Below are 23,531 nucleotides of genomic sequence, written 5' to 3'. Positions count from 1 at the left end.
AAGTACTTAACGGAGGCTTTTTTATTGGTGGGGATCTTTTGTATTACTTCGAATTCACCATTCACAATTGACAATTCACAATTCACATCACCACTCACAACCAATTGGTGCTCCTGGCGCTATATCGCGGTGTTGGGGGAGTTCTATATCTTTTGGTTTCTCTATTCTCTCAACAGCATACAGGTAATGTGCACGCATGGCACTATTAACAGCAGCTTGTTGTTTTGCATAGGCTTTTAAAGAATTGAGTCTGTCAAAACAAATAGATTTAACCATATAATTGGCCGTTTTATCCTGACTAAGTCCCAATAACCAGGTGAGCACCATTTGCTGTGTTTGTGCCTGTACCTGGGCTTTGAGACCATCTGCTTTCTTACCCATCCATGTTTTTTTGATGATGGCATCTAATACATCGCTCCATCCAATTGTGCCGGCCTGAGCCTTAAATTGTTCAAGACGATTAGCCCTTTCAGGACTAAATAAAAAGCCCAGTTCAAAATCTGCCAAAGCTTCTGCTGCGGCCATGGGGTCGAAACTCATGCCAGTTCGTTTTGCAAAAGTTTCACCGATTCCATAATACATTGGTGGGCGTGGGGGAATAAGCATGCTGATACGGTCGGGTAGGGTAAGCACTTCCGGGTTTAAACATTCAAGAGCAGCCTGTAATGCTTTTTGTTGAATTGCATTATCAAGTACCTGGGGTTTTTGTTGCGCATCGCCTCTAACATTATAACTATAATTCATGCCCCCGATTAATTTGCACACAGCTTCAACCTGGTAGCGATGATAGTTGTAAACAGGAACTAGTACATCTTCCAATTTTGACATAGGGATAGATTCCTGGATAGCTTTTTCAGAAAACTGATCCAATGCTTTTTGACGAACCTGCATTACATTTTTCAGTTCATCCGCAACATCTTTTCCATTATCCCATAAATGCGCATAGGGGTGAAGACCGCTTGCTGCACGGGCATCTGCATCTGCTATAAATAAAAGCCCGCGCTGGGTATTTTCTTCCAATATTTTATTCAGGGCATTAGCTTCATTCGTTCCTGAAGGGAAATCCTGGTAACCAAATAGGATAGCTCTTTTGTCCCAATCACCAATTTCATTGGTATACACTTTACTGAAATCTATTTCTCCCTTGCTGTTTACAAAAACATTAGGGTGCGGGTAATCCATCACTGAGCCACGGTTATTAAAGCTGGAAGCGTAATTGTGTTGTAATCCAAGCGTATGTCCGATTTCGTGGGCCGACAATTGACGAAGACGCTGTAAAGCTGCTTCCCGCATTGTTGCTGGTACTGGCTTCCCTGTTTCATAAGGAGATAATAAACCGGTGAAAATTAGGTAGTCCTGACGCACACGCAGTGAGCCTAAGGTAACCTGTCCTTTAATGATCTCACCGGTACGAGGATCTGTTACGGAAGCTCCATAACTCCAGCCACGGGTAGAGCGGTGAACCCAGTTGATCATATTATACCGTATATCCATCGGGTCTGCATCATCGGGTAATACTTTTACAATGAATGCATTTCGATAACCTGCCGCTTCAAATGCCTGGTTCCACCAACGTCCGCCTTCAAGCAGGGCAGAACGGATGGGCTCAGGGGTGCCATTATCTAAATAGTAAACAATAGGTTTTACAGGGTCGCTTATTGTAGCCGTGGGATCTTTCTTTTCGAGTCTGTGGCGGGAAATAAACATTTGCTCAATTTGCTCCGAAAAAGGGCTGCTGAAATCATAGTAGGATATACCAAAATAACCACTGCGGATATCGTGTTTACGGGGTTTGTATTTATCGTCTGGAAGCTGTACAAAAGAGTGGTGCATGCGTACCGTAATGGCTTCGCTCGATGGGGTTACAGCATTTACATAACGACCAGCATCATTTCCACCCACAAAAGTAATACTGGCTTCAAATTCAGAATTGAGGGGGAAATTACGCGTATTGGGTAAATAGATGGCAGAGCGCGATTCATTAAATGCATAAGTGCCCTGACGCATACTCCGGATTTTATCAGCTACACCATGCGCATCCCTTAAGAAAAAGGAAGTAGCGTCTACCAATACTTTATCACCTTCATCTTCATCAATGGTAAAACCGGCAATGGTAGATTGTGCGAATGATTCCTGTACTGCTTCTCTTTCTTTTTCATCATTGGAAAGCGCTCTGTAGCGATAATTGGGTTGAACCATCAGGAGTTTTTTGCCAACTTTTTGGAAATAAACAATCCTTGTTCCTCCCAATTGCCCACGATCGAGTCCAATATCATTGGATCCTAATCCGGCAGGTAATGAATTTACGTAAAGAAATTCCTGGTTGAGTTTGTCAACCTGCAGCCAGATTTTCCCGGTATTGCCATCCCACCAGAAGGTGAAATAGCCATCATACCGTTTCATGTTTTTTGTTTTGTCTGCAATTTTAGAGCTGCTGTTTTGAGCCTGTATACTGCCGAAAAGTAAACAGGTGAGAGCCAATAACCAGTTACGCATGAATGAAAGTTTTGGTGAGTGGAATTAAATTGAGCGTCTATAAAGATATTTTAAAAGGATGTTACTGCTTCAGTTTCGGGGAATAAAAAAATCCTGTTATCAGGAGATAACAGGATTAATATGGATTGTTTACAACTATATTAAGCAGTAAATGGAATCTCTGGATTGCTTGGAGCCGGAGCTTCTACCGGTGCTGGTGCAGGAGCTGCAACTGGCGCTGGTGCTGGTTTTGGAGCTGTTTTCTTTTTAGGAGCGGCCTTTTTCTTTGGCGCTGCTTTTTTAGCTGCAGGCTTCTTAGCTACTGGCTTTTTAGCTGCTGCTTTTTTTGCCGCCGGTTTTTTAGCTGCTACTTTTTTCTTAGGAGCCGCTTTCTTTTTAGGGGCTGCTTTTTTAGCTGCTGCTTTTTTAACCGCTTTTTTTACGGCTGTTTTTTTCTTTGGAGCTGCTTTTTTAGCTGCTGCCTTTTTCTTAGGGGCTGCTTTTTTTGCTGCGGGTTTTTTTGCTGCTTTTTTTACTGCTTTTTTAGCAGGCTTTTTAGCAACTTTTTTTGGAGCTGCTTTTTTTGCGGCTTTCTTTTTAGCTTTTGCCATGATGGTATTAGTTTGTTGTTGTAAATGATGAGGAATGAAAGTTAGAAAATTATTTGTGAATAAAAATCAATACCTGCTTTAAAAAGTTTTCACGGTCAATGCACATTTTAATCGGCAACTTCCAAAAGGGTTACTTTTCCGTCCATGGTTGCGGCCAGTATCCTGTTTCCACTGAGCATGTTTACGGTGTTTACCATTGAGTTGTCGATCTTATGCACCCATTTAATCACCTGCTTAACCGGATCAAAACTATATATCCTGCCGCTTTTTGTACCAAATGCTACTGTCTGTTCTTTTTCAATCAGCATGGAAGGTACATGTTCGTATCCAAAGCCACAGTTGATTTTCCATGCAACAGACTGTTTTTCACGAGAAGTAGCAAATGCTACAACAAAATCGTTCATAGTTTTACTATAAATCCAACGACCATCCGCAGAAATACCAATTGATTCCCGAACAGTTGCTTCATTATTTCGCCATAAAGTAGTGCCTGTCTTGATATCTAAGGCAGTCAGGTATCTGTCTGGGGCTACGATGTATACTACATCATCTTTAACAACCGGTATACAAGCTGCCGGAGAAAAATTACGCACGCTGGAGCCATTGTTCCATTTCCAGTTGAGGGAACCTGTTTTTATATCCAGTGCATACAGGTTGCGGTCCCAGGCACCAAAAATTACCTGATTGCCTTCAACTACCGGCTTACTCATTACGGGCCCATCCAGCCCGGAAAAACGCCAGATTTCTTTTCCTGAGTTTACTGAAATCGCGCGGAAGCAATGATCGCTGGCTCCAATGTACACAATACCGTCTTTGATTAGTGGCGAACCTAAAATGGCAGCATCAGCCTTGTATTTCCAGACAATCCGGCCCTTGGCAGCATCAAAGCAATACAAATAACCATCTCCCGATCCTACAATTACTTTTTGCCCATCTACCGCCGGAGAAGAAAATACAGCACCACCGGTTTGATAATTCCAGCGTTTCCTGCCAGATTTAATATCTAATGCGGAAAAGTTTCCCAGGCTATTCCCAAAGAATACCAGTTTTCCATCAGTTGCGGGTGTGGCAATAACATTGGCCTCATCACTAAATTTCCACCTCACTTTTACTTTAGGAAAACTGTCATTTACCGTATAGGAAGGACGCAAGTCAGCAGAGGTTTTTTGGTAAGCATGTTTTTCAATCTTCAAACCTGTCCAGGATGAAAGGGTTTTCTGACCAGGTCTTCTTTCAGAAAACAGCAGAGAATCTTCCCTTACATCCACCAGATTATATCCCCCAATTTCAGCTTTGGCGCGAAGGTTTGAACGCCCCATTACCGCGGGGATACCCTCAAAATTCATCGCCTTGTTGGTATGTCCATGACCACATAAGGCAGCGATGGTATTTTTTTGTTTTAACCGGTCAATTGCTTCATACCAGTTATCAAGCCCATTGTCTAAAGGATAATGGTTCAAAAAAATTACCGGTAAATCATCAGGGGTATCAGCAAGTAACTTATCAAGCCAGTTAACGGCATCTCTGGGTATATGCCCATCGCTCATCCTTACATATGGTCCGGAAGCGCAGCCAATAAATCGAATACCATTATAGGTGAAAACAAACTTATCATATCCGAATACCTGTCCAAATGCAACACCACCACTTTCACTCCAACCAGTATCATGATTGCCGGGTATAATGTAATAAGGCACTTTCAATTCATCCAAAATCTCTCTCGCTTTTTTTATCTCCTCTGTTGTTCCCAATTCAGTTATATCACCTGTTAATACAACAAAAGCGATATCAGTCATCTGATTAATATCAGCAACCGTTCTCCTAAGGTCTTCCTCAGCACCTCCATTTGGGGAACCGATATGGGTATCTGATATAAAAGCAAACCTAAATGGCTTGATCTGAGCGTTTGTCTGAAGCATCAAAGCAACAAACAATAAAGAAAACAGGTATTTCATGGGCGAAAGTTACTGACAATATGAAAGTAAAACGAAGCGTTGCATGGATGAATTATTTTGTTCTGAGCAATGCTGCTATTTCGGTCCATAGACCATAGTCCATGGTCTATGGTCTCCCCTCATCAACCCTTGATTCGCTTAGAATGCTTAAATTTGATTCATGGCGGATAATCAGGAAATCTTTAAGAAAGCAGATATCATTATTCAGTCTTTGGCTTTTGTTACGATTGGAGCAATCTGGTTTTTTAATGAAGATCTTGCTATAACCAGCTTTTTTATTGGGATTGGGGGATGGCAATTATTGAGCATGGTTACGCATTTGATCTTAAAATGGAACCAGCATTTTTTGGGCAGACGTATTTACCAGATCGGTTTATTGGCATTGGTAGTTATTTTTCTGTTGAGCCTCTTATATGCTCCTTTGATGATTTGGGTATTATATTTCTATCTGTTTATTACCCCTCTATTTGCATTTTATTACCTGATCGTTTGTTATCTGGAAATTTTCAGGAGGAAATAATATGAAAAAGTCAATATGGCAGGATGCAGATATCTATGGACAGGTACTTGTTTGGGCACTGTCGGTATTCCCGTTCATCTATGCCTTTTCCTCTTTGTTTGTAGCAAGTGAATTGTATATTGTATTACTGGTACATGGTTTGGGTTTATTAATTCTTGGTGTATGGCAAATGGTTAGTTCCCTTGTTAATCTTTTATATGCAGAACAGAAAGGACAAAAATTCTTCCGGAATAATGTTTTTACTGGTTTGGGACTAGGATTATTATTTTTTTTCTGGGCTTATACGGATCATTTTAAAGTACCCTTGCCGCTGACTAAGGAGTATTACAATTATGTAGTGTCGGGTTATTTCCTGGTAATTGATATTGCTGCAATCCGATACTGGTTATACATCAGGAAATATTATAAACAATTGAACAATGGCTAAAAAAACAGTAGTGTTGGGTGCTTCTGAAAACCCCTCCAGATATAGTTTTCTCGCGGTTAATAAATTACGTGCAAACGACCATCCGGTAATTGCAATTGGAAATAAGCCAGGTAAAATTGGCGATACGGTCATTACCACCGATCACCCTTCCGAAGAAGGAGTAGATACGGTAACGCTCTATTTGAATCCTACATTACAACAGCAGTATTACGATTATATCTTTTCACTAAAACCCAAAAGAATCATTTTCAATCCTGGTACAGAGAATGATGAATTGGAGCGTTTGGCAAAAGAAAAAGGTATAGAACCTTTGGAAGCCTGTACCCTTGTTTTATTAAGTACGGGGCAATTTTAACGGGTTATTTTTTACTTGCTTTGGTAAGTTTAAAAGCGCCAATTCTGGAAGAATAAGTTTTGTCGCCCTTTCTTAAATAATCACCAACATACCAAATCGTTTCATCATCACTTGGGTCAATGGCTGTTTGGGTATAATCTTCCCAACGTAAAGTATTGGTTTGAGGGGCTTCTCCCTTAACGAGTATTACTTCATTGAGGGTTAATTGTCCAAGCGGATCTCCATAATGCCTGCCTGCAAATCGTTGACCAGGATAATCATTTTTACCACCGAATGAATATCCGATACCAATATTTCCTTTGCCATCAATTGCCGGACTTGCCATCCACCGATAATTGGAATCTGGGGCATAAGTTCCCTGCTGGTATAGTTTTAAACTGCGGTCCTTATTAACCAATAATTCATACCAGCGAACGCCACCGCCTCCAGCAGAAGTATTAACAGAATGAACAGCAACGATCGATTCGCGGTTACCGATTCTTCTGTAAACCAATCGTGCCATTAGTTTATCACCCTGTGAATCAAGCCGCGTATCGGTTTCAGGTTGGGGAACTGTTTTGGTGAGTTGTCCGCCACCAAGGTATTCATAAGGTGCAACATCTATTTTAACAGGCCCTTCGAGTCTTGTTTTAGAATGGTCTTTCCAATCAACATAAAATTTCCATACATAAAGACCATCATCTCCTAGCACTTTATTTAGTTGAGACCCTCCGGCAGCAAGCATAATACTCGGAGAGCCAGGGGGTGGCAACTGTTTTCCATCGAGGTCTGCATTGATGATAAAATTCACCTCCTTAATAATAAACGATTGTTCCTTCGCATCTTCACCCTTTAGCATTTTATTTCGGTCAACCACATAAGCGTGTCTTTCAATTACGTCATCACCAGTACTGGTGGTGGTATAATAACCATCAGGCCAAACAGTGGGTCTTGGATAATCCGGAAACAACTCTCTTTCAAATTCATAACGGTAATAGGATCCCAATGGATCGGCAGAAGTGCTAATGGCATAACACATACAATAAGTTCCTTTATCAGGAGGTCTTTGTCCGGCGGGTCTTGGAGGAGGTGCTGTGTTATTATTCTGTATTGTTGCTGGTGGTTGATAGAGTTGTACCGCTGCCCCCGGTTGAGGTAATACTTTTTTAGTTCCGGTAGCTGTATCTATATTCCTTGAAATACCTTTTCTGAAAGTGGGCATTACAATCAGCCATCTGTTGGCTAGTTGATCGTATCGTACCACAGCATCACCATTATTCATTTGTTCGCATGGGCCACCAAATCCACGGAAAACATTTTTGGTTTCCACCGGACCATACAATACTTCTCCTGATTCCGGATATTTTTTGCCTTTTTTGGTAAATATGGCCATCCGGGAGTTAACCGTTTGAACAATATGATCCAGCCCCACTGCCAGTGAATTGTCTGAGGGATTGCGTAAAACAGCTTTTCCCTGTGGACCACTAAAACTTTCACCCAACCCTTCGAAACTGCTAACCAAAATTGGAGACGCTTTACTACCAAACCATGTTTGTTCTACAGTAATTGATTTGAAATCGGGTGTTTTTTTGATAGAAAAAGGCTTTGGATTACTGGTTAATCGATCAATTTCTGCTGATGCGGCTTCTGCTTCTTTATGGATGGTAAAGAGTGGCTTTGAAACATCATGTTTAACAGCATCGCTGCTTTTTACCATCTCTGCGGACTGGCTTTTTTGAGCCTGTAAAGAGCAATAACAAAGGATTCCTGCAAACAAAAATGAAATCTTCATATCGGAATGATATTAAGTGTGATAAAAGCGGAAAAGCCTGAAATAATAATTTACATGAAACTAAAACCTGATTCATTTAGGGGGTTCTTATTAATTGTTATGTATTTCTCTGTTTTTAACTGGTGTTCTCTATTAAAAAAACTATATTCGACACACCAAATTACTACCGATGAAATCACCGCCCATTTCTGAAATGAACACCGAAATGCTTAAGAAAAACTATAAAACCATGAAGATGGTTATTATTATTCTGTCTGTTTTTCTGGTCATCATGGCGGGTTCTGGTGTATATATAACTTTATCAAAAGGTTTTGGGGCAGTTTCCATACTTCCATTTGTATTCTTACCACTCTTTGTTTTGAATATCGTAAATCTCAAAAAGATAAAAAACGAACTCATCACACGCGGTGAAACTCTAAATCAGTGATAAGATAACAAGCCAAAACTCTTATATTTTCAAATTTTCAAATTGCTAAATTTTCAAATTATCATATGGGAGATCTTCAGATTAAAAAACAACCCAAACAATACGATGCAGTCATCGTAGGTTCAGGTGCAGGCGGCGGAATGGCTGCCTATGTGCTGGCAAATGCCGGTCTTAAAGTTTGTTTACTTGAAGCGGGTGCCGATTACGATCCTGCCAAACATTCTTCTCAACTAAAAAACCCTTGGGATTCACCCCGCAGAGGAGCCAGTACCAAGTATCGTCCTTTTGGTGATTTCGACGGTTGTTTCTGGGGTTGGGAAATAGATGGGGAGCCTTATACCATGGCAGAAGGAAGTGATAAGTGGGATTGGTGGCGTGCCCGTATGATTGGCGGTCGTACCAATCACTGGGGAAGAATATCGCTTCGCTTTGGCCCTAAAGATTTTAAAAGGAGAAGCGTTGATGGTTTGGGCGATGACTGGCCAATCAGTTACGAAGATGTAAAACCTTATTACGATAAAATTGATAAGTTATTGGGTGTATTTGGCTCAGTAGAAGGATTGGAGAATGATCCGGATGGTATTTTCCTTCCACCCCCTAAACCTCGTTTACATGAGCTGATGATTAAAAAAGCAGCAACAGGTATAGGTGTTCCGGTAATTCCTTCAAGGCTGTCGATTCTCACCAAAAAAATCAACAACGAAAGAGGCGAGTGTTTTTATTGCGCACAATGTGGTCGTAGTTGTAAGGCCGCCGCAGATTTCTCTTCATCCTCTGCATTGGTGCAACCAGCAGTTAGAACGGGTAATGTTGATGTGATTACACAGGCAATGGCAAGGGAAGTAATTACTGATAAAGAAGGACTTGCTAAAGGTATATCTTATGTCGACAAGACCGATATGATGGAATATCAGGTAAATGGCAAAGTAGTGATACTCGCAGCCAGTGCCTGCGAAACTGCCCGCTTATTGCTGAATTCAAAATCACAGCGTCATCCTAACGGACTTGCCAATAGCAGTAATGTAGTGGGTAAATACCTACACGATTCAACGGGAGCTGCATTAGGTGGTGTATTGCCTGAGCTCTTCGGACGTAAACGTTACAACGAAGATGGAGTAGGAGGCATGCACGTTTATACACCTTGGTGGCTTGATAATAAAAAACTCGACTTCCCTCGTGGATACCACATTGAATATTGGGGCGGTATGGGGCAACCTGCTTATGGATTTGGCTTTGGCATGCAGGGTATGAATGGAAAGTATGCTGTGAACGGTGTTAAAAAAGAAGCCGGTGGTTACGGTACTTCCCTGAAAGAAGATGTGCGTTATTTCTATGGAGCAGGTGTTGGTATGGCAGGTAGAGGAGAAGCTGTTCCGCGTATCGATAATTACTGTGAAATTGATCCAAAAGTGGTGGATAAATACGGTATACCGGTACTGCGTTTTCATACAAAACACTCTGAGTATGAAATCAAACAGGCTAAGCACATGAAAGAAACCTTCAAGGAAATTATGCACGAAATGGGTGCTATTATTACCTGGGGTGGCGATGATGATGCATCAAATAATTATGGTCTGTCTAATCCAGGAAATATTATCCACGAAGCCGGAACGGTAAGGATGGGTAGCGATAAAAAATCATCAGCACTCAATAAATGGAGTCAGGCACATGATTGTAAAACACTTTTTTGTGTAGATGGTAGTCAGTTTACTTCTCAGGCTGATAAAAACATCACCTGGACAATACTGGCCCTTTCTATGCGTGCTTCGGAGTACATTATTGATGAAATGAAAAAACAAAATCTGTAAATCCAATCTCGTCTTTTTAAAATGAGATGAGAAAAAATATACTACCATGGACAGAAGAAAATCCATAAAAGCGTTGGTTGTTGGAACGGTTGCAACTGGCGTAATAGTTGAAGCTTGTAAACCAGGTGAGAAAAAAGAAAGCACTGATACTATTGCTGGTTTCAATGTTGAAGACAGAATGGCGGAAGAGAAAGCTTATCTCGAAAAGCTTTCCAAAGAAGCCGTGTTTTTTTCAAAACATGAAATGGCAACCATTGCAATTCTTGCAGATATTATAGTGCCTAAAGATGAAGTAAGCGGCAGTGCTACCGAAGCCAAAGTGCCGGAATTCCTGGAGTTTATTGTAAAAGATATGCCATCGCATCAAACGCCATTACGTGGAGGATTACGTTGGCTTGATATGCAATGCTTCAAGCAATTTGAAAAATCTTTTGTGGATTGTTCCGCAGAGCAAAGAATTGCGATAGTTGATCAGATTGCTTATCCTGAAAAAGCAAAACCTGAAATGGCACAAGGAGTAGCCTTCTTTAACCTGATGCGCGATTTAACTTTAACAGGCTTCTATACTTCCGAAATGGGCGTAAAAGACCTCGATTATCGTGGGAATGTCCCAAATCAATGGAACGGGGTACCTGAAGATGTTTTACAACAATATAAAATGGCTTATTCTGAAAGAGAATTGAAGGAATGTGCTAGTTATAGCTAAGGGGAAAAACAGATGAACAGAGAAACAGCAGAATTTCCAACTTCGAAGTTGAATATTCTGCTGTTCTTCTTTTCATTAATTGTTGTCAAGGCAGTACTTAACTTACGCCGCTACCCGGATTAATTTTATCCTCTGGATTAATGAAGTGTAATTTACCATTGTCTTCTGCCATCAGAATCATTCCATTACTTTCAATGCCTCTCATTTTGCGTGGAGCCAGATTGGTAACAACCGTCACCTGCTTACCTACAATATCTTCTGGTTTAAAATGCATAGCAATACCTGAAACAATAGTGCGGGTTTCAAAACCAAGATCAACCTGAAGCTTCAATAGCTTATCTGCTTTCTCCACTTTTTCCGCTGTAACAATAGTACCCACCTTCAAATCAATCTTAGCGAAATCATCAAAAACGATTTCAGGTTTAACGCTGATAGGAGTAGACTCACTACTCACTACTGACTGCTCACTCTCTTTCTTCACACTTGCTGCATTTAATTTTTCTACCTGTTCCATAATTTCACTGTCTTCAATTTTTCTGAATAAAAGTTCTGGGGCACGAAGTGTGTAGCCTACACTCAAAAGCTTCATACTTCCAGCATTTTCCCATTCCAGCATTTTGTCTACCACTTTCATCATTGAGCACATTTTCTTTGCGGTAAATGGCAGGAAAGGATTTATAAGTATGGCCAGGTTAGCTGTTAATTGCAAACAGATATGCAGGCAATTATCGATACTTTTTTGGGCATCAGCATTTTCCGGCAGCGTTTTTGCCACAATCCATGGTTCTTTTTTCTGCATGTACTGGTTACCCGTTCTGGCAAGATTGATTACTTCGAATAAAGCTTCCCTGAATTTATATTCTTCAAGTAATGAAGTAACTTTTTCAGCTGTTGACTTAATTTCAGCAATGGTAGACCGGTCCAGTTCATCGGCTATATCTGCATGGAACACGGGTACTTTGCCTCCGCAAAGCTTGTGCATCAGTACAAAAGTTCTATTCACAAAATTTCCGAAAATGCTTACCAGTTCACTGTTGTTAGCATCCTGAAAACCCTTCCACATAAATTCACTGTCTTTTGTTTCAGGGGCAATCTGTGTAAGGTAATAGCGAAGCACATCTGCCATCTGGCTGCCGCCATTCTCTTTATTGATAAAGTCGTTGATATAATCCTGCATATCGAGTTTCCAGTTACGACTGGTACTCATTTTATCACCCTCGAGGTTCATGAATTCATTGGAAGGAACATTGTCTGGTAAAATATTACCATGCAATTTCAACATCACCGGAAAAATGATACAGTGAAATACAATATTGTCTTTTCCAATGAAATGAACCAACTTGGTGTCCTTGTCTTCCCAATAGGGTCTCCAATCATTACCAGTATTGATGGTCCATTGCTTGGTGGCACTGATATAACCAATTGGTGCATCGAACCAAACGTATAATACTTTACCGGGTGCATCATCCAACGGAACTTTCACTCCCCAGTCAAGATCGCGGGTAACTGCCCGGGGCTGCAAACCGCCGTCGATCCAGCTTTTACACTGACCCAGTACATTGGCTCTCCAGTCATTGGCATGTTCCCCAAGAATCCATTCACGCAGAAAAGCTTCATGTTTATCAAGCGGGAGGTACCAGTGTCTGGTGCTTTTCTTAATTGGGGTTTTGCCGCTAAGGGTGCTAACCGGATTAATCAGTTCATCCGGACTTAAACTTTTACCGCATCGTTCGCATTGATCGCCATAGGCGCTATCGAAACTACAATTCGGACAAGTACCCTTTATATAACGGTCGGCGAGAAAAGTTTTTGCTTCTTCGTCGTAGTATTGTTCAGATTCTTTGATTTCCAATGCACCATCATTGTTCAACTTTGTAAAGAACTCCTGTGCGGTTTCATGGTGCAAAGGGTCACTGGTGCGATGATAAATATCAAAGGCAATACCAAGGTCCTTGAAATTTTGTTCCATTAAAGGATGGTACTTATCAATTATAGCCCTTGGGGTAGTGCCTTCTTTTGTTGCCTGAATAGGTATTGCCGTGCCGTGCTCATCGCTTCCACATACAAATACAACATCTCTTTTCCTTGCTTTCAGGTAACGCACGTATATATCTGCAGGTAAATAGGCGCCTGCCAGGTGACCAATATGTTTTTGACCATTCGCGTAGGGAAGGGCCGCTGTTATCAGGTATCTTTTCGGTTGATTCATGCTTTCTGCTCCTTATTCCGGTAATCCGGGCTGCAAAAATACAGAATGAGCGCTAAAGCAGTTAAAAGCGATTTTCCGGCAGAATTTTGGCGGTCCGGAGAGAATAATATATTTTTGATATCATTTTAATATCAAATTGAATTTTATGGAAAAAACATACAAAGGTTTCTCAGGCTTCGCGGCATTATTCGCAGCCCTGGTTTTGCTGATAGTTGGCATTTATATCCTTATTGAGCATGTAGCAGGCTCGGCTAGTCCGGATGGAGCAATGATTGTTACCATGATTATTTGTTTTGTGGCAACCGTTTTTATCCTGAAAGGATTGGTAATCGTGCAACCGAACTATGGCATTACACTCACTTTTTTTGGTAAATATGTGGGCACACTAAAAGAGAATGGTCTTTCTTTTGTAAACCCTCTTTTTGTAAAACTTAAAGTATCCCTTCGTTCAAAAAGTTTGGAAAGTGCAAAATTGAAAGTGAATGATAAGATGGGCAATCCGATAGAAATTGCCGCTGTGATTCTGTGGCAGGTGCAAGATACTTACAAGGCTGTATTTGAAGTGGTGAATTTTAACGAGTATATGACAAACCAGAGTGAAGCAGCCATACGCCACCTGGCTTCTAGCTACCCTTACGATAGTATTGAAGATGAATATGCAAATATCACATTGCGTGATGGGGGAGAAAAGGTATTTGAATTACTGGAAGCGGAACTGAACGAGCGTCTGGCAAAAGCAGGTATCGTTATTACAGAAGCAAGAATCAGTCACCTTGCCTATGCACCCGAAATAGCCGGAGCTATGTTACAAAGACAGCAGGCAACAGCCATTGTAGCCGCAAGAAGTAAAATTGTGGAAGGTGCAGTAGGAATGGTTGAGATGGCCCTGGATATGCTTTCTGAAAAAGAGATTGTTCAACTCGATGATGAAAAGAAAGCTGCAATGGTGAGTAATCTGATGGTGGTGCTTTGTGGCGATAAAGCAGCATCGCCTGTATTGAATACAGGAAGTTTATATCAATAGTATCTTTACCATCAATTAGCATAACGTGAGTAAGAAATCATTTGTACTAAGAATGGATGAACAGGCTTATGCCGCATTGGAGAAATGGGCGGCAGATGAATTTCGTAGTGTGAACGGACAAATTGAAATGTTACTTGACAAAGCACTTAAAGAAGCCGGCAGGAAAAAGGAACCCTGTGGCCCAGGCGGAAAACAAAAAATTAAAAAGTAAAAGCTTTTACCAACTACGATGAGTAAAATTCCAGACTACCTGAGCAAGGGGGATACAATCGGTATAGTTTGTCCATCAGGTTTCATGCAAGCCGATAAAGCAGCAACCTGCATCCGTGTACTGAAAGAATGGGGCTATAAGGTAAAAGTTGGAAAAACACTGGGCAATCGATTTCATTATTTTGCTGGAACAGATGAAGAAAGAAGACAAGATTTGCAGGAAATGCTCGACAACCCCGAAATAAAGGCGATTCTTTGTGGCAGGGGAGGGTATGGAATGAGCAGAATTATTGACAGCTTGAATTTTACTAAATTCAGGAAATCACCCAAATGGATCATTGGTTATAGTGATATCACTTTATTGCATGCTCATTTATATACAAAGTTTAATATTGCCTCTTTTCATTCCCCAATGGCTGCCGCATTTAACGACGGTGAATACGCCAATGAGTATATTCAAACACTAAGAAAGGGTTTAAAAGGAAATCGTTTATCCTACAAATCATCAGGCCATAGCTTTAACCGACCCGGAAAAGCAAGTGGAGAATTGATTGGTGGAAATCTTTCACTTGTTGCACATATGATTGGGTCGGCATCGGCTTATCAGACAAAAGGAAAAATATTATTCCTGGAAGATGTGGGTGAATACATCTACAATATTGATCGAATGCTGATTCAGTTAGAAAGAAGCGGCATGTTTAATCAACTTGCCGGACTAATCATCGGCGGTTTTACGGAAATGAAAGATACTCTTGTTCCTTTTGGGGCAACTGTGGAAGAAATTATTCAAGAGCGCATTGCAAAATATAGTTTTCCTGTTTGTTTCGGTTTTCCGGTTAGTCATGCCACAGAAAACTACCCGCTGAAAGTAGGAGTTAAACATGAACTGGTAGTAGGAAATAAAGTGGTTACACTTAAGGAAATGTAGGTGTTAGCTATTAGCCATTAGCCATTAGCAATTAGCCTAACACCTAACACCTAACACCTAGTACCTAGTACCTAACACTCAAATTATTCTTTCAATAAACTATCTAATTTTTCCTGCGTCAGCGAAAAGCTGTTAAGGTCGCGGTGTGAGCCTTTTTCAATGGTAATAAATTCATCGGTGGACTTTAAATATTTTTTGAGTTTGTTTGCATTGCTGTATGGTATCACACCATCATCGGTGCCATGAAAAATACTAATTGGTGCAGTAATTTTACCCATGTATTCATCTGTCGGAAATTGGTATTTAAGGATTGATTTTAGCGGGTACATCCATAAATAAATTCCTACCAAAGAACGCATGCTATTATAAGGCGTTTCCAGTATAAGCCGTTTGCAATCTCTTACAGATGCTAACTGAGCTGCTACGCCTGTTCCCATTGATTTACCATAAATAATTATTTCATTGGGCTTATAAAACTGTCTTGCTCTTTTATAAACCTGCAATGCCTGATCGTACATAGCAGTCTCGCTTAACACACCGGTTGATTTTCCAAACCCAGGGTAATCAGGCATCCATACCGCATAGCCGTTTGATAAAAAGCGATTAACAAATCGTCGATACCTCCTTACATTTCCCCTGTTCCCATGAAAATACAATACCACTCCTTTACGAAGGCTATCGGGAACAGTAAAATGAATCAAATTGGTTCTTGCAGTTTGATCTACCGGAATCCAGACTTCTTCATAAGGTTGTTCGAATTGATAAACGCTATCCTGAGCCACTACTACAGGCTGAAATAAAACACGCCGCTGAAAGGAATAAAATAAAATTCCAATCAGTGCATAAACCAAAACGATAATTTTTAACCAACGAGGAACTTTCATGATGTCTGATGTCTGATGTCTGATGTCTGATGTCTGATGTCTGATGTTTGATGTTTGATGTTTGATGTCTGATGTCTGATGTCTGATGTCTGATGTCTGATGTCTGATGTCTGATGTCTGACATTTTTTTGGAAATTCAAGTTAACAAAATTCAAGAAATGTCCCCTAAATCCGACATCAGACATCCGCCATCCGCCATTTCTCAATACTTCAGTATGTCTCTCACAAAATTATGATACTCTGAAAAGGAGGGCAGGTTATTGTGTCCGCCGCCTTCGATGCGTATAAGGGTAATTTTGTGCGGGTTAAATTGTTGGAGTCTTTCACTATGGGCAATTGGAATAAGTCTGTCTTTTGTGCCGTGAATGATATAAGTATGGCAGTTAACTTTTTGTATCCATTTATCGGTTCTTAAATGAAAACGAAGCACATACCGAATGGGTAAAATGGGCAGAAATCTCTCAGCAACTTTTTTAAAACTATAATAAGGTGCATCCAGAATAAGGTAGCGTGGCTGGTTATCTGATGCAAGTTTGGCGGCAAAGCCGCTGCCCATGCTTCTTCCGTAAACAAGGATATGGTGTTGCTGGTATTTTTCGCAGAGTTTTTCATACACATGTTGCATATCAGACAACATATCTTTCTCGGTCCGTTTACCAGTGCTCTTGCCGAAACCACGATAATCTACCAGTACCACATCATAATCATAGCGATAAAAATCCCGGGCGCATTTGGCCCATCCTTTTATGCTTCTTGTATTGCCGTGTAAATAAAGTATCAAACCTTTCGGTTCGAGTCTGTAAAAATGAAGTCCATTAATGCGTACACCTGGAGCTGGTTCAAAAAAAAGTTCTTCAAAAGGAATATCATATTGAAAGCGAAAATCCTGTTTCAGTTTCTCTGGTTTAAAAATAAATCGCTCCTGCACCAGATAAGCAATTAGTGAAAGCACAATGATACCCGATATGATGTATAGCAGGATGAGCAAAACAGTTATTTACTGTAAGATCGGTAAAAAAAGCAATCAGAAGATAGTAGTTAGGGTATGTTTTGAAATCAATGTTGTCCGGAAAAATTGGCTGCAAGCTACAAGCCGCAAGCTACAAGCCGCAAGCTACAAGCCTATATTAGTGCTAGAATTAAGTTATCTACTAATAACCGAACATATCCGACATCAGCCATCCGACATCAGCCATCCACTATCAGCCATCCGACATCCTTTTCCATGCCTCAATCCCCCCTCTTAGGTTCACGAGATTGGTATAGCCGAATTTTTCTTCCAGTTTTTGAATGGCGATCTGGCTTCGGATACCCATTTTGCAATACACAATAACTGTGCGGTCGGTTGGGATGGTTTGATGCAGTGAGATAACTTCACCCAATGGTACTAGGCTGCCACCAATATTAAATGCTGCATGTTCATCAGGTTCTCTGACATCCAGCAAATAAACCTCAGATTGCTCACGCAATTCCTTTAATTCATGGGGTGAAATATGTGTCATTCTAATTCACTTCCTTCAAAATATACCCGCTTTAAATTGAGCTGGGATACAGGCGCTACGATCAGCGGGAATTTTTCAATAGTAACATTACTAGGATCGAGACCGAAACCTCTTTCTTCCCCAAGACTAATCTCTTTGAGCCAGAAATATAACTTCATTACGATACGTTCAAAGAACGGAAGTTCATTATCCTGACTAAGGTATTTTTCCAGTACAATAAATTGAAAATCACCAACCACATTGTTCTTTTCAAGACTTTCATAGCGACTGGTAATATTTACTTCTTTGTTGTTTACCAGTTCTTCCACTACTTTTCTAAACATCAGGTTAATGCGTTGTTCAACGCGGAAACCGAGTCTGAATTCTACGCGGATAATATCGTTTGGAATGATATGTTCTACTGAAAACTCACAAGTGTATGGATCATCTAACACATCCACATGTACAAACCAATAAATATCTGCGCGCTTTGGTTTTTTGTTTAGAATCGAATAGATGATTTTGTGCTCAATTTCTTTTGGGTTATTGGCACTGGTCATATACACCAGATGGGTAGCATATTTTGGAATGGTTCTGTCGTTACTTAGTTCCTGAATCATCGGTATATAATGTTCGAGTCGTACAAACTCAACATACCTGTTTTTAATTTTCCTGCTACGGAACCACACATACATTACGGCAAATAATCCACCACCTACAATCAGGGTTACATAACCTCCGTTCATGAATTTTTCCAGGTTAGCTACCAGGAACGAAATTTCAATGGCCAGGTAAACCAATAGGTAGAGATAAATCCATGCCGGAAGAATCCTCCTGCTAACCAGAAAATTGGCGAAGAGAATTGAAGTGCTGATCATACACATGGTAATGGCTAAACCATAAGCCGCACCCATATTGGCCGATTTCTGGAAGTACAATACAATGGCCACACAACCAATAAATAATAAAAGACTGATTCCCGGAATGTATAATTGACCCTTTTCTTCTGTTGGGTAATGTATTTTCATTTTGGGCCATAGGTTCAATCGCATGGCTTCACTGATCAATGTAAATGATCCTGAAATCAATGCCTGGCTCGCAATAATTGCAGCAGTTGTTGCGATGATGATACCTGCCAGTTTAAACCATTGTGGCATGATGCCGATAAAAGGGTTAAACCCTCCTGCAATTAATTGTTCGGGAATTGGTCCGCCTTCATAGTTAGCCAGTAGCCATGCACCCTGTCCGAGGTAGTTGAGGATTAAGCACGACTTCACAAACACCCAGGAAATGCGGATATTTCCTTTTCCGCAGTGCCCTAAATCGCTATACAACGCTTCGGCCCCGGTAGTACAAAGGAAAACAGCACCCAATAGCCAGAAACCTTTGGGGTAATTGGTGAGCAGATCTACCGCATAATATGGATTAAAAGCTTTGAAAATAGCGATATCATCAAGCAAATGAATAGAACCCAAAACAGCCAGCATAGCAAACCATACAAACATAATAGGGCCGAAAAGCTTTCCTATAGAAGCAGTTCCGAATTGTTGCATGAAAAAGATAAGCGAGATAATGGCTATCACAATACCAACAATGGTACTGGTTTGGATATGACTGAGTGATGGTAATTGTTTCAGACCTTCAATTGCCGAAGTTATAGAGATGGGTGGGGTAATGATACCATCAGCTAAAAGCGCGGCACCACCCAGCATGGCCGGTATGACCAACCATTTTTTTCGACGCCTTACCAATGCATATAAACTGAAAATACCACCTTCACCTTTATTATCCGCTTTTAGCGTAAGTATTACATACTTGAAAGTGGTTTGCAGGGTTAAAGTCCATATTACACAGGATAATGAACCCAATATGAGTTGCTCATTAATGACTTTGCCATGAATGATTTCATTGAGTACGTAGAGCGGGGAAGTACCGATATCTCCGTAAATAATGCCTAATGCAATGATGAGTCCTGCAGAAGTTACCTTGTTTAAATTCTTGCTCACGCCAGACAGATTCGACCTTTGTGCCGAAATCTTTAACAAATGTATAGGAAAAAACAGGTAAGTATAAATACTTGGCACCTGTTTAAATTTTATTCGCAAAAGATATCAGAAAGCATTTTCGGGCAGGGGGATCAATGCTGTTAGGGAAATTTGGCTGCAAGCTTCAAGCTGCAAGCCACAAGCCACAAGCTGCAAGCTTCATGCACCAATCAAGGCTTGCAGCTTGTGGCTTGCGGCCTGCAGCTAAAATAACGCCCGATTAAGGGAGAAATTAAGATTTATTTCACCTCCCGGGGGCAACGAACCTTGCTGCTTTGGCGTTCTTATGGTATATAATACAGCAGTAGGATAAAGGCTGGTATAGAAGCCCTATCTTATTTACTTAAACCTTACTTTTGAAATAATTAAAAAGGGTGGGATGAAAAAAATTGTCGTATTAATCGCAGGAATGGTTTTGCTGGTTTCAACCAATCTTTTCGCACAGCAAATTACTTATTCTGAACCCGACCGGGAAGATGCCCGAGCTATGGGGTTTGAAGTAATCGGAAAAATGAATGGTAAAATACTGGTCTATAAAAATTACCGCGATCTGAACTTTATCTCCGTGTTCGACAATAACATGAAAATGGTGCAGAAACAAAAACTCACCTATCTCCCCGAAAGGATGCTAAGTACCGATTTCCTTATTTATCCCGATTATGCATATATGTTTTATCAGTACCAGCGGAGAAATGTAGTATATGCAATGGCGGTAAAACTTGATGCAAATGGAAATAAAATAGGAGACCCCATTCAATTGGATACTACAACTAATATGCGATCGTCTTCTACTAAAGTTTACTCACTCATGTCGAGCGATGATAAACAGAAGATCATGATTTTTAAAATCAGTAGTCAGAATGAAAAAATGCATATACTCACAACCCTACTGTTTGATAAAGAATTAAACCTCCTTAAAAAAAGCAGGGTAGGGGTAGATATGCCTCAACGAAATGATTTTCTTTCAGAATTCATCATCGACAGCGACGGCGATCTTGCCTGCATCAGGGCTTCAGGCACATCGCAGAATGATAATATCAATAAAGTAACACTTGTAACAAAGAAAGCCGGTGAAGACAATATCAGGATGACGGACCTTTCTATAAAAGGCATTTACCTGGATGATATCCGTATTAAAGCCGATAACCTGAACAGGCATTATATCATTACCTCCTATTACAGTAAACTGAGAAGAGGAAATATTGATGGTTTATATTACTACCTATGGGATAAAGATGCCCAGAAAGAAATGTTGAATACTACCACCTCTTTCAACGATGAATTCAGAGCTGATGCAAAGGGAGACGGTAACCTTAAAACGGCATTCAATGATTTCTTCCTGAAGAATATAATCCTGCGGAAAGATGGCGGGTTCATTGTTATTTCAGAAGCAGCATATAGCAGCACAAGGGGTAATACCTTGAGCAGGTGGGATTATCTATACGGTTCACCTTACTGGTCACAATTAGATTATTATTCATGGAATAGTCCATTGGGTTATTACCCATGGTGGCGTTCACCATCCTTTAATACGAACCTTACAAGGTATTATGCAGATAATATAACCGTGATATCTTTTGATCCTTCAGGCAAAATGGAATGGAGCAATGTTATCCGCAAATCACAATACGATGATAATACGGATAATTTTATCGGATTCGGTATGTTAAATGCGGGTGATAGACTCAATTTCCTCTTTAATATCCAGGAAAAAAGAGATAATGTGTTATCCGATCAAAGTATATCGCCTAATGGACAAATCAACCGTAATCCCACTTTTAAAAACCTGGACAGGGGCTATAGCTTTATGCCGCGCCATGCCAAGCAGGTGGGAGCAAGGCAACTGATTATTCCATGCCAGTACCGTGGGTATACCTGTTTTGCAAAAATTGATTATTAACCCTTTTATCACTGCACGTGGTCTTTTTATTTCGCGATAAATCATTTATCAATATTTTCTTCTTAGCCGTTTTAAGTATCGGCATTCATTTTCATTTTTTGATTGAAGCCCCATTGATCGATACCAATAGTGGCAGCAATGATGGTTTATTATCAGTTGTACTCGATCGGTATATCCAAGGATTACCTGCTGCAGTACGTTTTTTATTGTACCATGCATTGATATTAGTACAGGCAATCAGACTCAACCTGGCGATGAACGAATTGAGGATGTATCCCAATACAAGTTTTGTTCCGGCAATGACCTATGTACTAATGACGGCCCTGGTACCACAGTGGTGCGCTATTTCACCAGCATTGGTAACCAACTCGCTGGTCATTTGGATATTTATTAAACTTAGCCGGCTATATAACCACCCAAGCCCTAAAACCCTTTTATTCAATACCGGACTTATAGCCGGACTAGCCGTGATCTGTTACCATCCGATGGCCATTCTTATTGGGGTGGTGCTGTTTGCATTAGCGGTGGTTAGACCTTTCAGACTGGCAGAATGGCTGGTGTTGTTAATCGGTATTGTATTGCCTTACTATTTTGTTTTCTCAGGACTATACCTAACCAACCGATTACAGGTTATTGGAGAATTGTTGCCTGATTTTTATATAGGTCTGCCAGCAGGGTCAAATGACAAATTATTGATTGCGGGACTGTCTAGCTTAGCTTTACTGCTCTTATTCGGACTTTTTTTCTGGCAGGTAAGTATTGGCAGGATGGTAATTCAAATAAGGAAAAACTGGGGCGTAATGATGGTGATGCTGCTCACCTTATTACCTGTTCCCTTTATTTTCCAACTAGGTGGCATTGAATCTGGTTTATTATCGCTTGTGCCAATAAGTGCATTCGCAGCCAATGTATTTGGGAATCCCAGGAATATGAGCCTACCTAACCTGCTTTTTATTATCGTTCTGGGTGTAATAGCCATGTATAACTGGCAAATACTTAAAAATTAAAATTAGCCCTGTTTTAACGTCATCCGGCTTACCTTTGGGGTAATAATTGGTAATTTTTTATCATAACATTTCTATTCACTAAGCCATTGCTGGGTGGATCATCAAAACCATAATTAATACTCCATGAAATTCGGCGTTGTAGTTTTCCCGGGATCTAATTGCGACAGGGATATGCAGGACTCATTACAGAATGACCTAGGTAAAGAAGTAATCATGCTTTGGCACAAAGACAAAGACCTGAGTATGTTTACTACGGATGACTGCATCATCCTTCCTGGTGGATTTTCTTACGGTGATTACCTCCGCTGCGGTGCAATCGCCCGTTTTAGTCCTATGATGCAAAGTGTAATTGATTTTGCGAACAAAGGAGGTAAGGTTTTAGGCGTTTGTAACGGGTTCCAGATTTTATGTGAAAGTGGTTTATTACCCGGTGTACTTTTGCAAAATGCCAACCAGCAATTCATTTGTAAGAATGTTTATATCAAGCATAATGATGGTGAAGCCTTAAAAATTCCAATTGCGCATGGTGAAGGTCGCTTTTTTGCAGATGATGCCACATTGGATGCATTGGAAGCTAATAATCAGGTTATTTTCCGTTACTGCGATGAAAATGGAAAGATTGATCCTGCACATAATCCAAATGGTGCAGTAAGAAATATTGCAGGTATTCGCAATGCCGGAAACAATGTTTTTGGCATGATGCCTCACCCTGAAAGGGCAACCACCAACTCACTCGTTAACCTGGATGGCAAAAAAGTATTTGAAATACTTGGCCTGAATTAATTTGT

The 23,531-nt window shown here is 40.5% G+C and carries 21 protein-coding genes; 12 read left to right on the top strand and 9 right to left on the bottom strand.

Annotation, left to right across the window (positions count from 1 at the left end; all coding sequences use genetic code 11):
* Nucleotides 1-87: 87 nt before the first annotated feature.
* From ACH30E_RS13635 to ACH30E_RS13625, 3 genes are all read right to left on the bottom strand, one after another.
* Nucleotides 88-2,496, bottom strand: coding sequence for a zinc-dependent metalloprotease (locus ACH30E_RS13635; RefSeq protein ID WP_490825361.1), 2,409 nt, complete (start codon nt 2,494-2,496; stop codon nt 88-90).
* Nucleotides 2,497-2,636: 140 nt separating this feature from the next.
* Nucleotides 2,637-3,086 carry a hypothetical protein gene (locus tag ACH30E_RS13630; RefSeq protein ID WP_490825362.1) on the bottom strand — a complete coding sequence of 150 codons (450 nt, stop codon included), beginning with the start codon at nt 3,084-3,086 and terminating at the stop codon, nt 2,637-2,639.
* 107 nt (nt 3,087-3,193) lie between these two features.
* Nucleotides 3,194-5,041: an outer membrane protein assembly factor BamB family protein gene (locus ACH30E_RS13625; protein WP_490825363.1), complete on the bottom strand. Its 1,848-nt coding sequence runs from the start codon at nt 5,039-5,041 to the stop codon at nt 3,194-3,196.
* Between the two features lie 160 nt (nt 5,042-5,201).
* On the opposite strand from ACH30E_RS13625, the gene ACH30E_RS13620 reads away from it, so the two are divergent.
* Genes ACH30E_RS13620 through ACH30E_RS13610 form a run of 3 tightly spaced genes read left to right on the top strand, consistent with a single transcriptional unit; the run spans nt 5,202 to nt 6,343 of the window.
* The gene (locus ACH30E_RS13620; RefSeq protein WP_294997209.1) at nt 5,202-5,561 is read left to right on the top strand and encodes a hypothetical protein; all 360 of its coding nucleotides are present in this window, start codon (nt 5,202-5,204) and stop codon (nt 5,559-5,561) included.
* A gap of 1 nt (nt 5,562) precedes the next feature.
* On the top strand, nt 5,563-5,988 hold the full coding sequence (locus tag ACH30E_RS13615; protein WP_294997206.1) for a hypothetical protein: 426 nt from the start codon (nt 5,563-5,565) through the stop codon (nt 5,986-5,988).
* The gene (locus ACH30E_RS13610) at nt 5,981-6,343 is read left to right on the top strand and encodes a CoA-binding protein (protein ID WP_294997204.1); all 363 of its coding nucleotides are present in this window, start codon (nt 5,981-5,983) and stop codon (nt 6,341-6,343) included. Before ACH30E_RS13615 ends, ACH30E_RS13610 begins: the two co-directional genes overlap by 8 nt.
* A gap of 4 nt (nt 6,344-6,347) precedes the next feature.
* On the opposite strand, the gene ACH30E_RS13605 is transcribed toward ACH30E_RS13610, so the two are convergent.
* Nucleotides 6,348-8,114 (bottom strand): hypothetical protein, encoded by a 1,767-nt coding sequence (locus tag ACH30E_RS13605; RefSeq protein WP_490825364.1) that lies wholly within the window; start codon nt 8,112-8,114, stop codon nt 6,348-6,350.
* A gap of 169 nt (nt 8,115-8,283) precedes the next feature.
* Between ACH30E_RS13605 and ACH30E_RS13600 the strand changes: the two genes are divergently transcribed.
* The 3 genes from ACH30E_RS13600 (at nt 8,284) to ACH30E_RS13590 (ending at nt 11,055) form a co-directional block, all read left to right on the top strand.
* Nucleotides 8,284-8,541 (top strand): hypothetical protein, encoded by a 258-nt coding sequence (locus tag ACH30E_RS13600; RefSeq protein ID WP_490825365.1) that lies wholly within the window; start codon nt 8,284-8,286, stop codon nt 8,539-8,541.
* A 65-nt stretch (nt 8,542-8,606) separates the two neighbouring features.
* Nucleotides 8,607-10,349 carry a GMC oxidoreductase gene (locus tag ACH30E_RS13595; protein WP_490825366.1) on the top strand — a complete coding sequence of 581 codons (1,743 nt, stop codon included), beginning with the start codon at nt 8,607-8,609 and terminating at the stop codon, nt 10,347-10,349.
* Between the two features lie 46 nt (nt 10,350-10,395).
* Entirely contained in the window at nt 10,396-11,055 is a 660-nt protein-coding gene (locus tag ACH30E_RS13590) for a gluconate 2-dehydrogenase subunit 3 family protein (protein WP_294997196.1), read from the top strand.
* Between the two features lie 97 nt (nt 11,056-11,152).
* On the opposite strand, the gene metG is transcribed toward ACH30E_RS13590, so the two are convergent.
* Entirely contained in the window at nt 11,153-13,264 is a 2,112-nt protein-coding gene (gene metG, locus ACH30E_RS13585; RefSeq protein ID WP_490825367.1) for a methionine--tRNA ligase, read from the bottom strand.
* Nucleotides 13,265-13,409: 145 nt separating this feature from the next.
* On the opposite strand from metG, the gene ACH30E_RS13580 reads away from it, so the two are divergent.
* The 3 genes from ACH30E_RS13580 to ACH30E_RS13570 are packed head-to-tail and all read left to right on the top strand — an operon-like array spanning nt 13,410 to nt 15,426.
* Complete coding sequence (locus tag ACH30E_RS13580; RefSeq protein ID WP_490825368.1) at nt 13,410-14,288, top strand: SPFH domain-containing protein; 879 nt, start codon at nt 13,410-13,412, stop codon at nt 14,286-14,288.
* Between the two features lie 25 nt (nt 14,289-14,313).
* Nucleotides 14,314-14,499, top strand: a complete 186-nt coding sequence (locus ACH30E_RS13575) for a type II toxin-antitoxin system antitoxin (RefSeq protein WP_490825369.1) — start codon at nt 14,314-14,316, stop codon at nt 14,497-14,499.
* 18 nt (nt 14,500-14,517) lie between these two features.
* Nucleotides 14,518-15,426 (top strand): S66 peptidase family protein, encoded by a 909-nt coding sequence (locus ACH30E_RS13570; protein ID WP_490825370.1) that lies wholly within the window; start codon nt 14,518-14,520, stop codon nt 15,424-15,426.
* An 83-nt stretch (nt 15,427-15,509) separates the two neighbouring features.
* Here the strand turns inward: ACH30E_RS13570 and ACH30E_RS13565 are convergent, their stop codons facing one another.
* From ACH30E_RS13565 to ACH30E_RS13550, 4 genes are all read right to left on the bottom strand, one after another.
* Nucleotides 15,510-16,310 (bottom strand): alpha/beta hydrolase, encoded by an 801-nt coding sequence (locus ACH30E_RS13565; protein WP_490825371.1) that lies wholly within the window; start codon nt 16,308-16,310, stop codon nt 15,510-15,512.
* Nucleotides 16,311-16,512: 202 nt separating this feature from the next.
* Nucleotides 16,513-17,298, bottom strand: a complete 786-nt coding sequence (locus tag ACH30E_RS13560) for an alpha/beta hydrolase (RefSeq protein ID WP_490825372.1) — start codon at nt 17,296-17,298, stop codon at nt 16,513-16,515.
* 214 nt (nt 17,299-17,512) lie between these two features.
* Complete coding sequence (locus tag ACH30E_RS13555; RefSeq protein ID WP_490825373.1) at nt 17,513-17,812, bottom strand: rhodanese-like domain-containing protein; 300 nt, start codon at nt 17,810-17,812, stop codon at nt 17,513-17,515.
* On the bottom strand, nt 17,809-19,797 hold the full coding sequence (locus tag ACH30E_RS13550; RefSeq protein WP_294993537.1) for a KUP/HAK/KT family potassium transporter: 1,989 nt from the start codon (nt 19,795-19,797) through the stop codon (nt 17,809-17,811). The genes ACH30E_RS13555 and ACH30E_RS13550 overlap by 4 nt, the downstream gene beginning before the upstream one ends.
* Before the next feature lie 418 nt (nt 19,798-20,215).
* On the opposite strand from ACH30E_RS13550, the gene ACH30E_RS13545 reads away from it, so the two are divergent.
* The 3 genes from ACH30E_RS13545 (at nt 20,216) to purQ (ending at nt 23,526) form a co-directional block, all read left to right on the top strand.
* Nucleotides 20,216-21,736 (top strand): hypothetical protein, encoded by a 1,521-nt coding sequence (locus ACH30E_RS13545; protein ID WP_490825374.1) that lies wholly within the window; start codon nt 20,216-20,218, stop codon nt 21,734-21,736.
* A gap of 17 nt (nt 21,737-21,753) precedes the next feature.
* Nucleotides 21,754-22,743 (top strand): hypothetical protein, encoded by a 990-nt coding sequence (locus tag ACH30E_RS13540; protein WP_294993543.1) that lies wholly within the window; start codon nt 21,754-21,756, stop codon nt 22,741-22,743.
* 123 nt (nt 22,744-22,866) lie between these two features.
* Nucleotides 22,867-23,526 (top strand): phosphoribosylformylglycinamidine synthase subunit PurQ, encoded by a 660-nt coding sequence (gene purQ / locus ACH30E_RS13535; RefSeq protein WP_294993546.1) that lies wholly within the window; start codon nt 22,867-22,869, stop codon nt 23,524-23,526.
* Nucleotides 23,527-23,531 lie beyond the last annotated feature (5 nt).

This window comes from Sediminibacterium sp. FW305-C-61 (assembly GCF_058231065.1).
The sequence above is the reverse complement of the archived record's forward strand: the minus strand, read 5'-3'. Positions and strand labels throughout refer to the sequence as shown.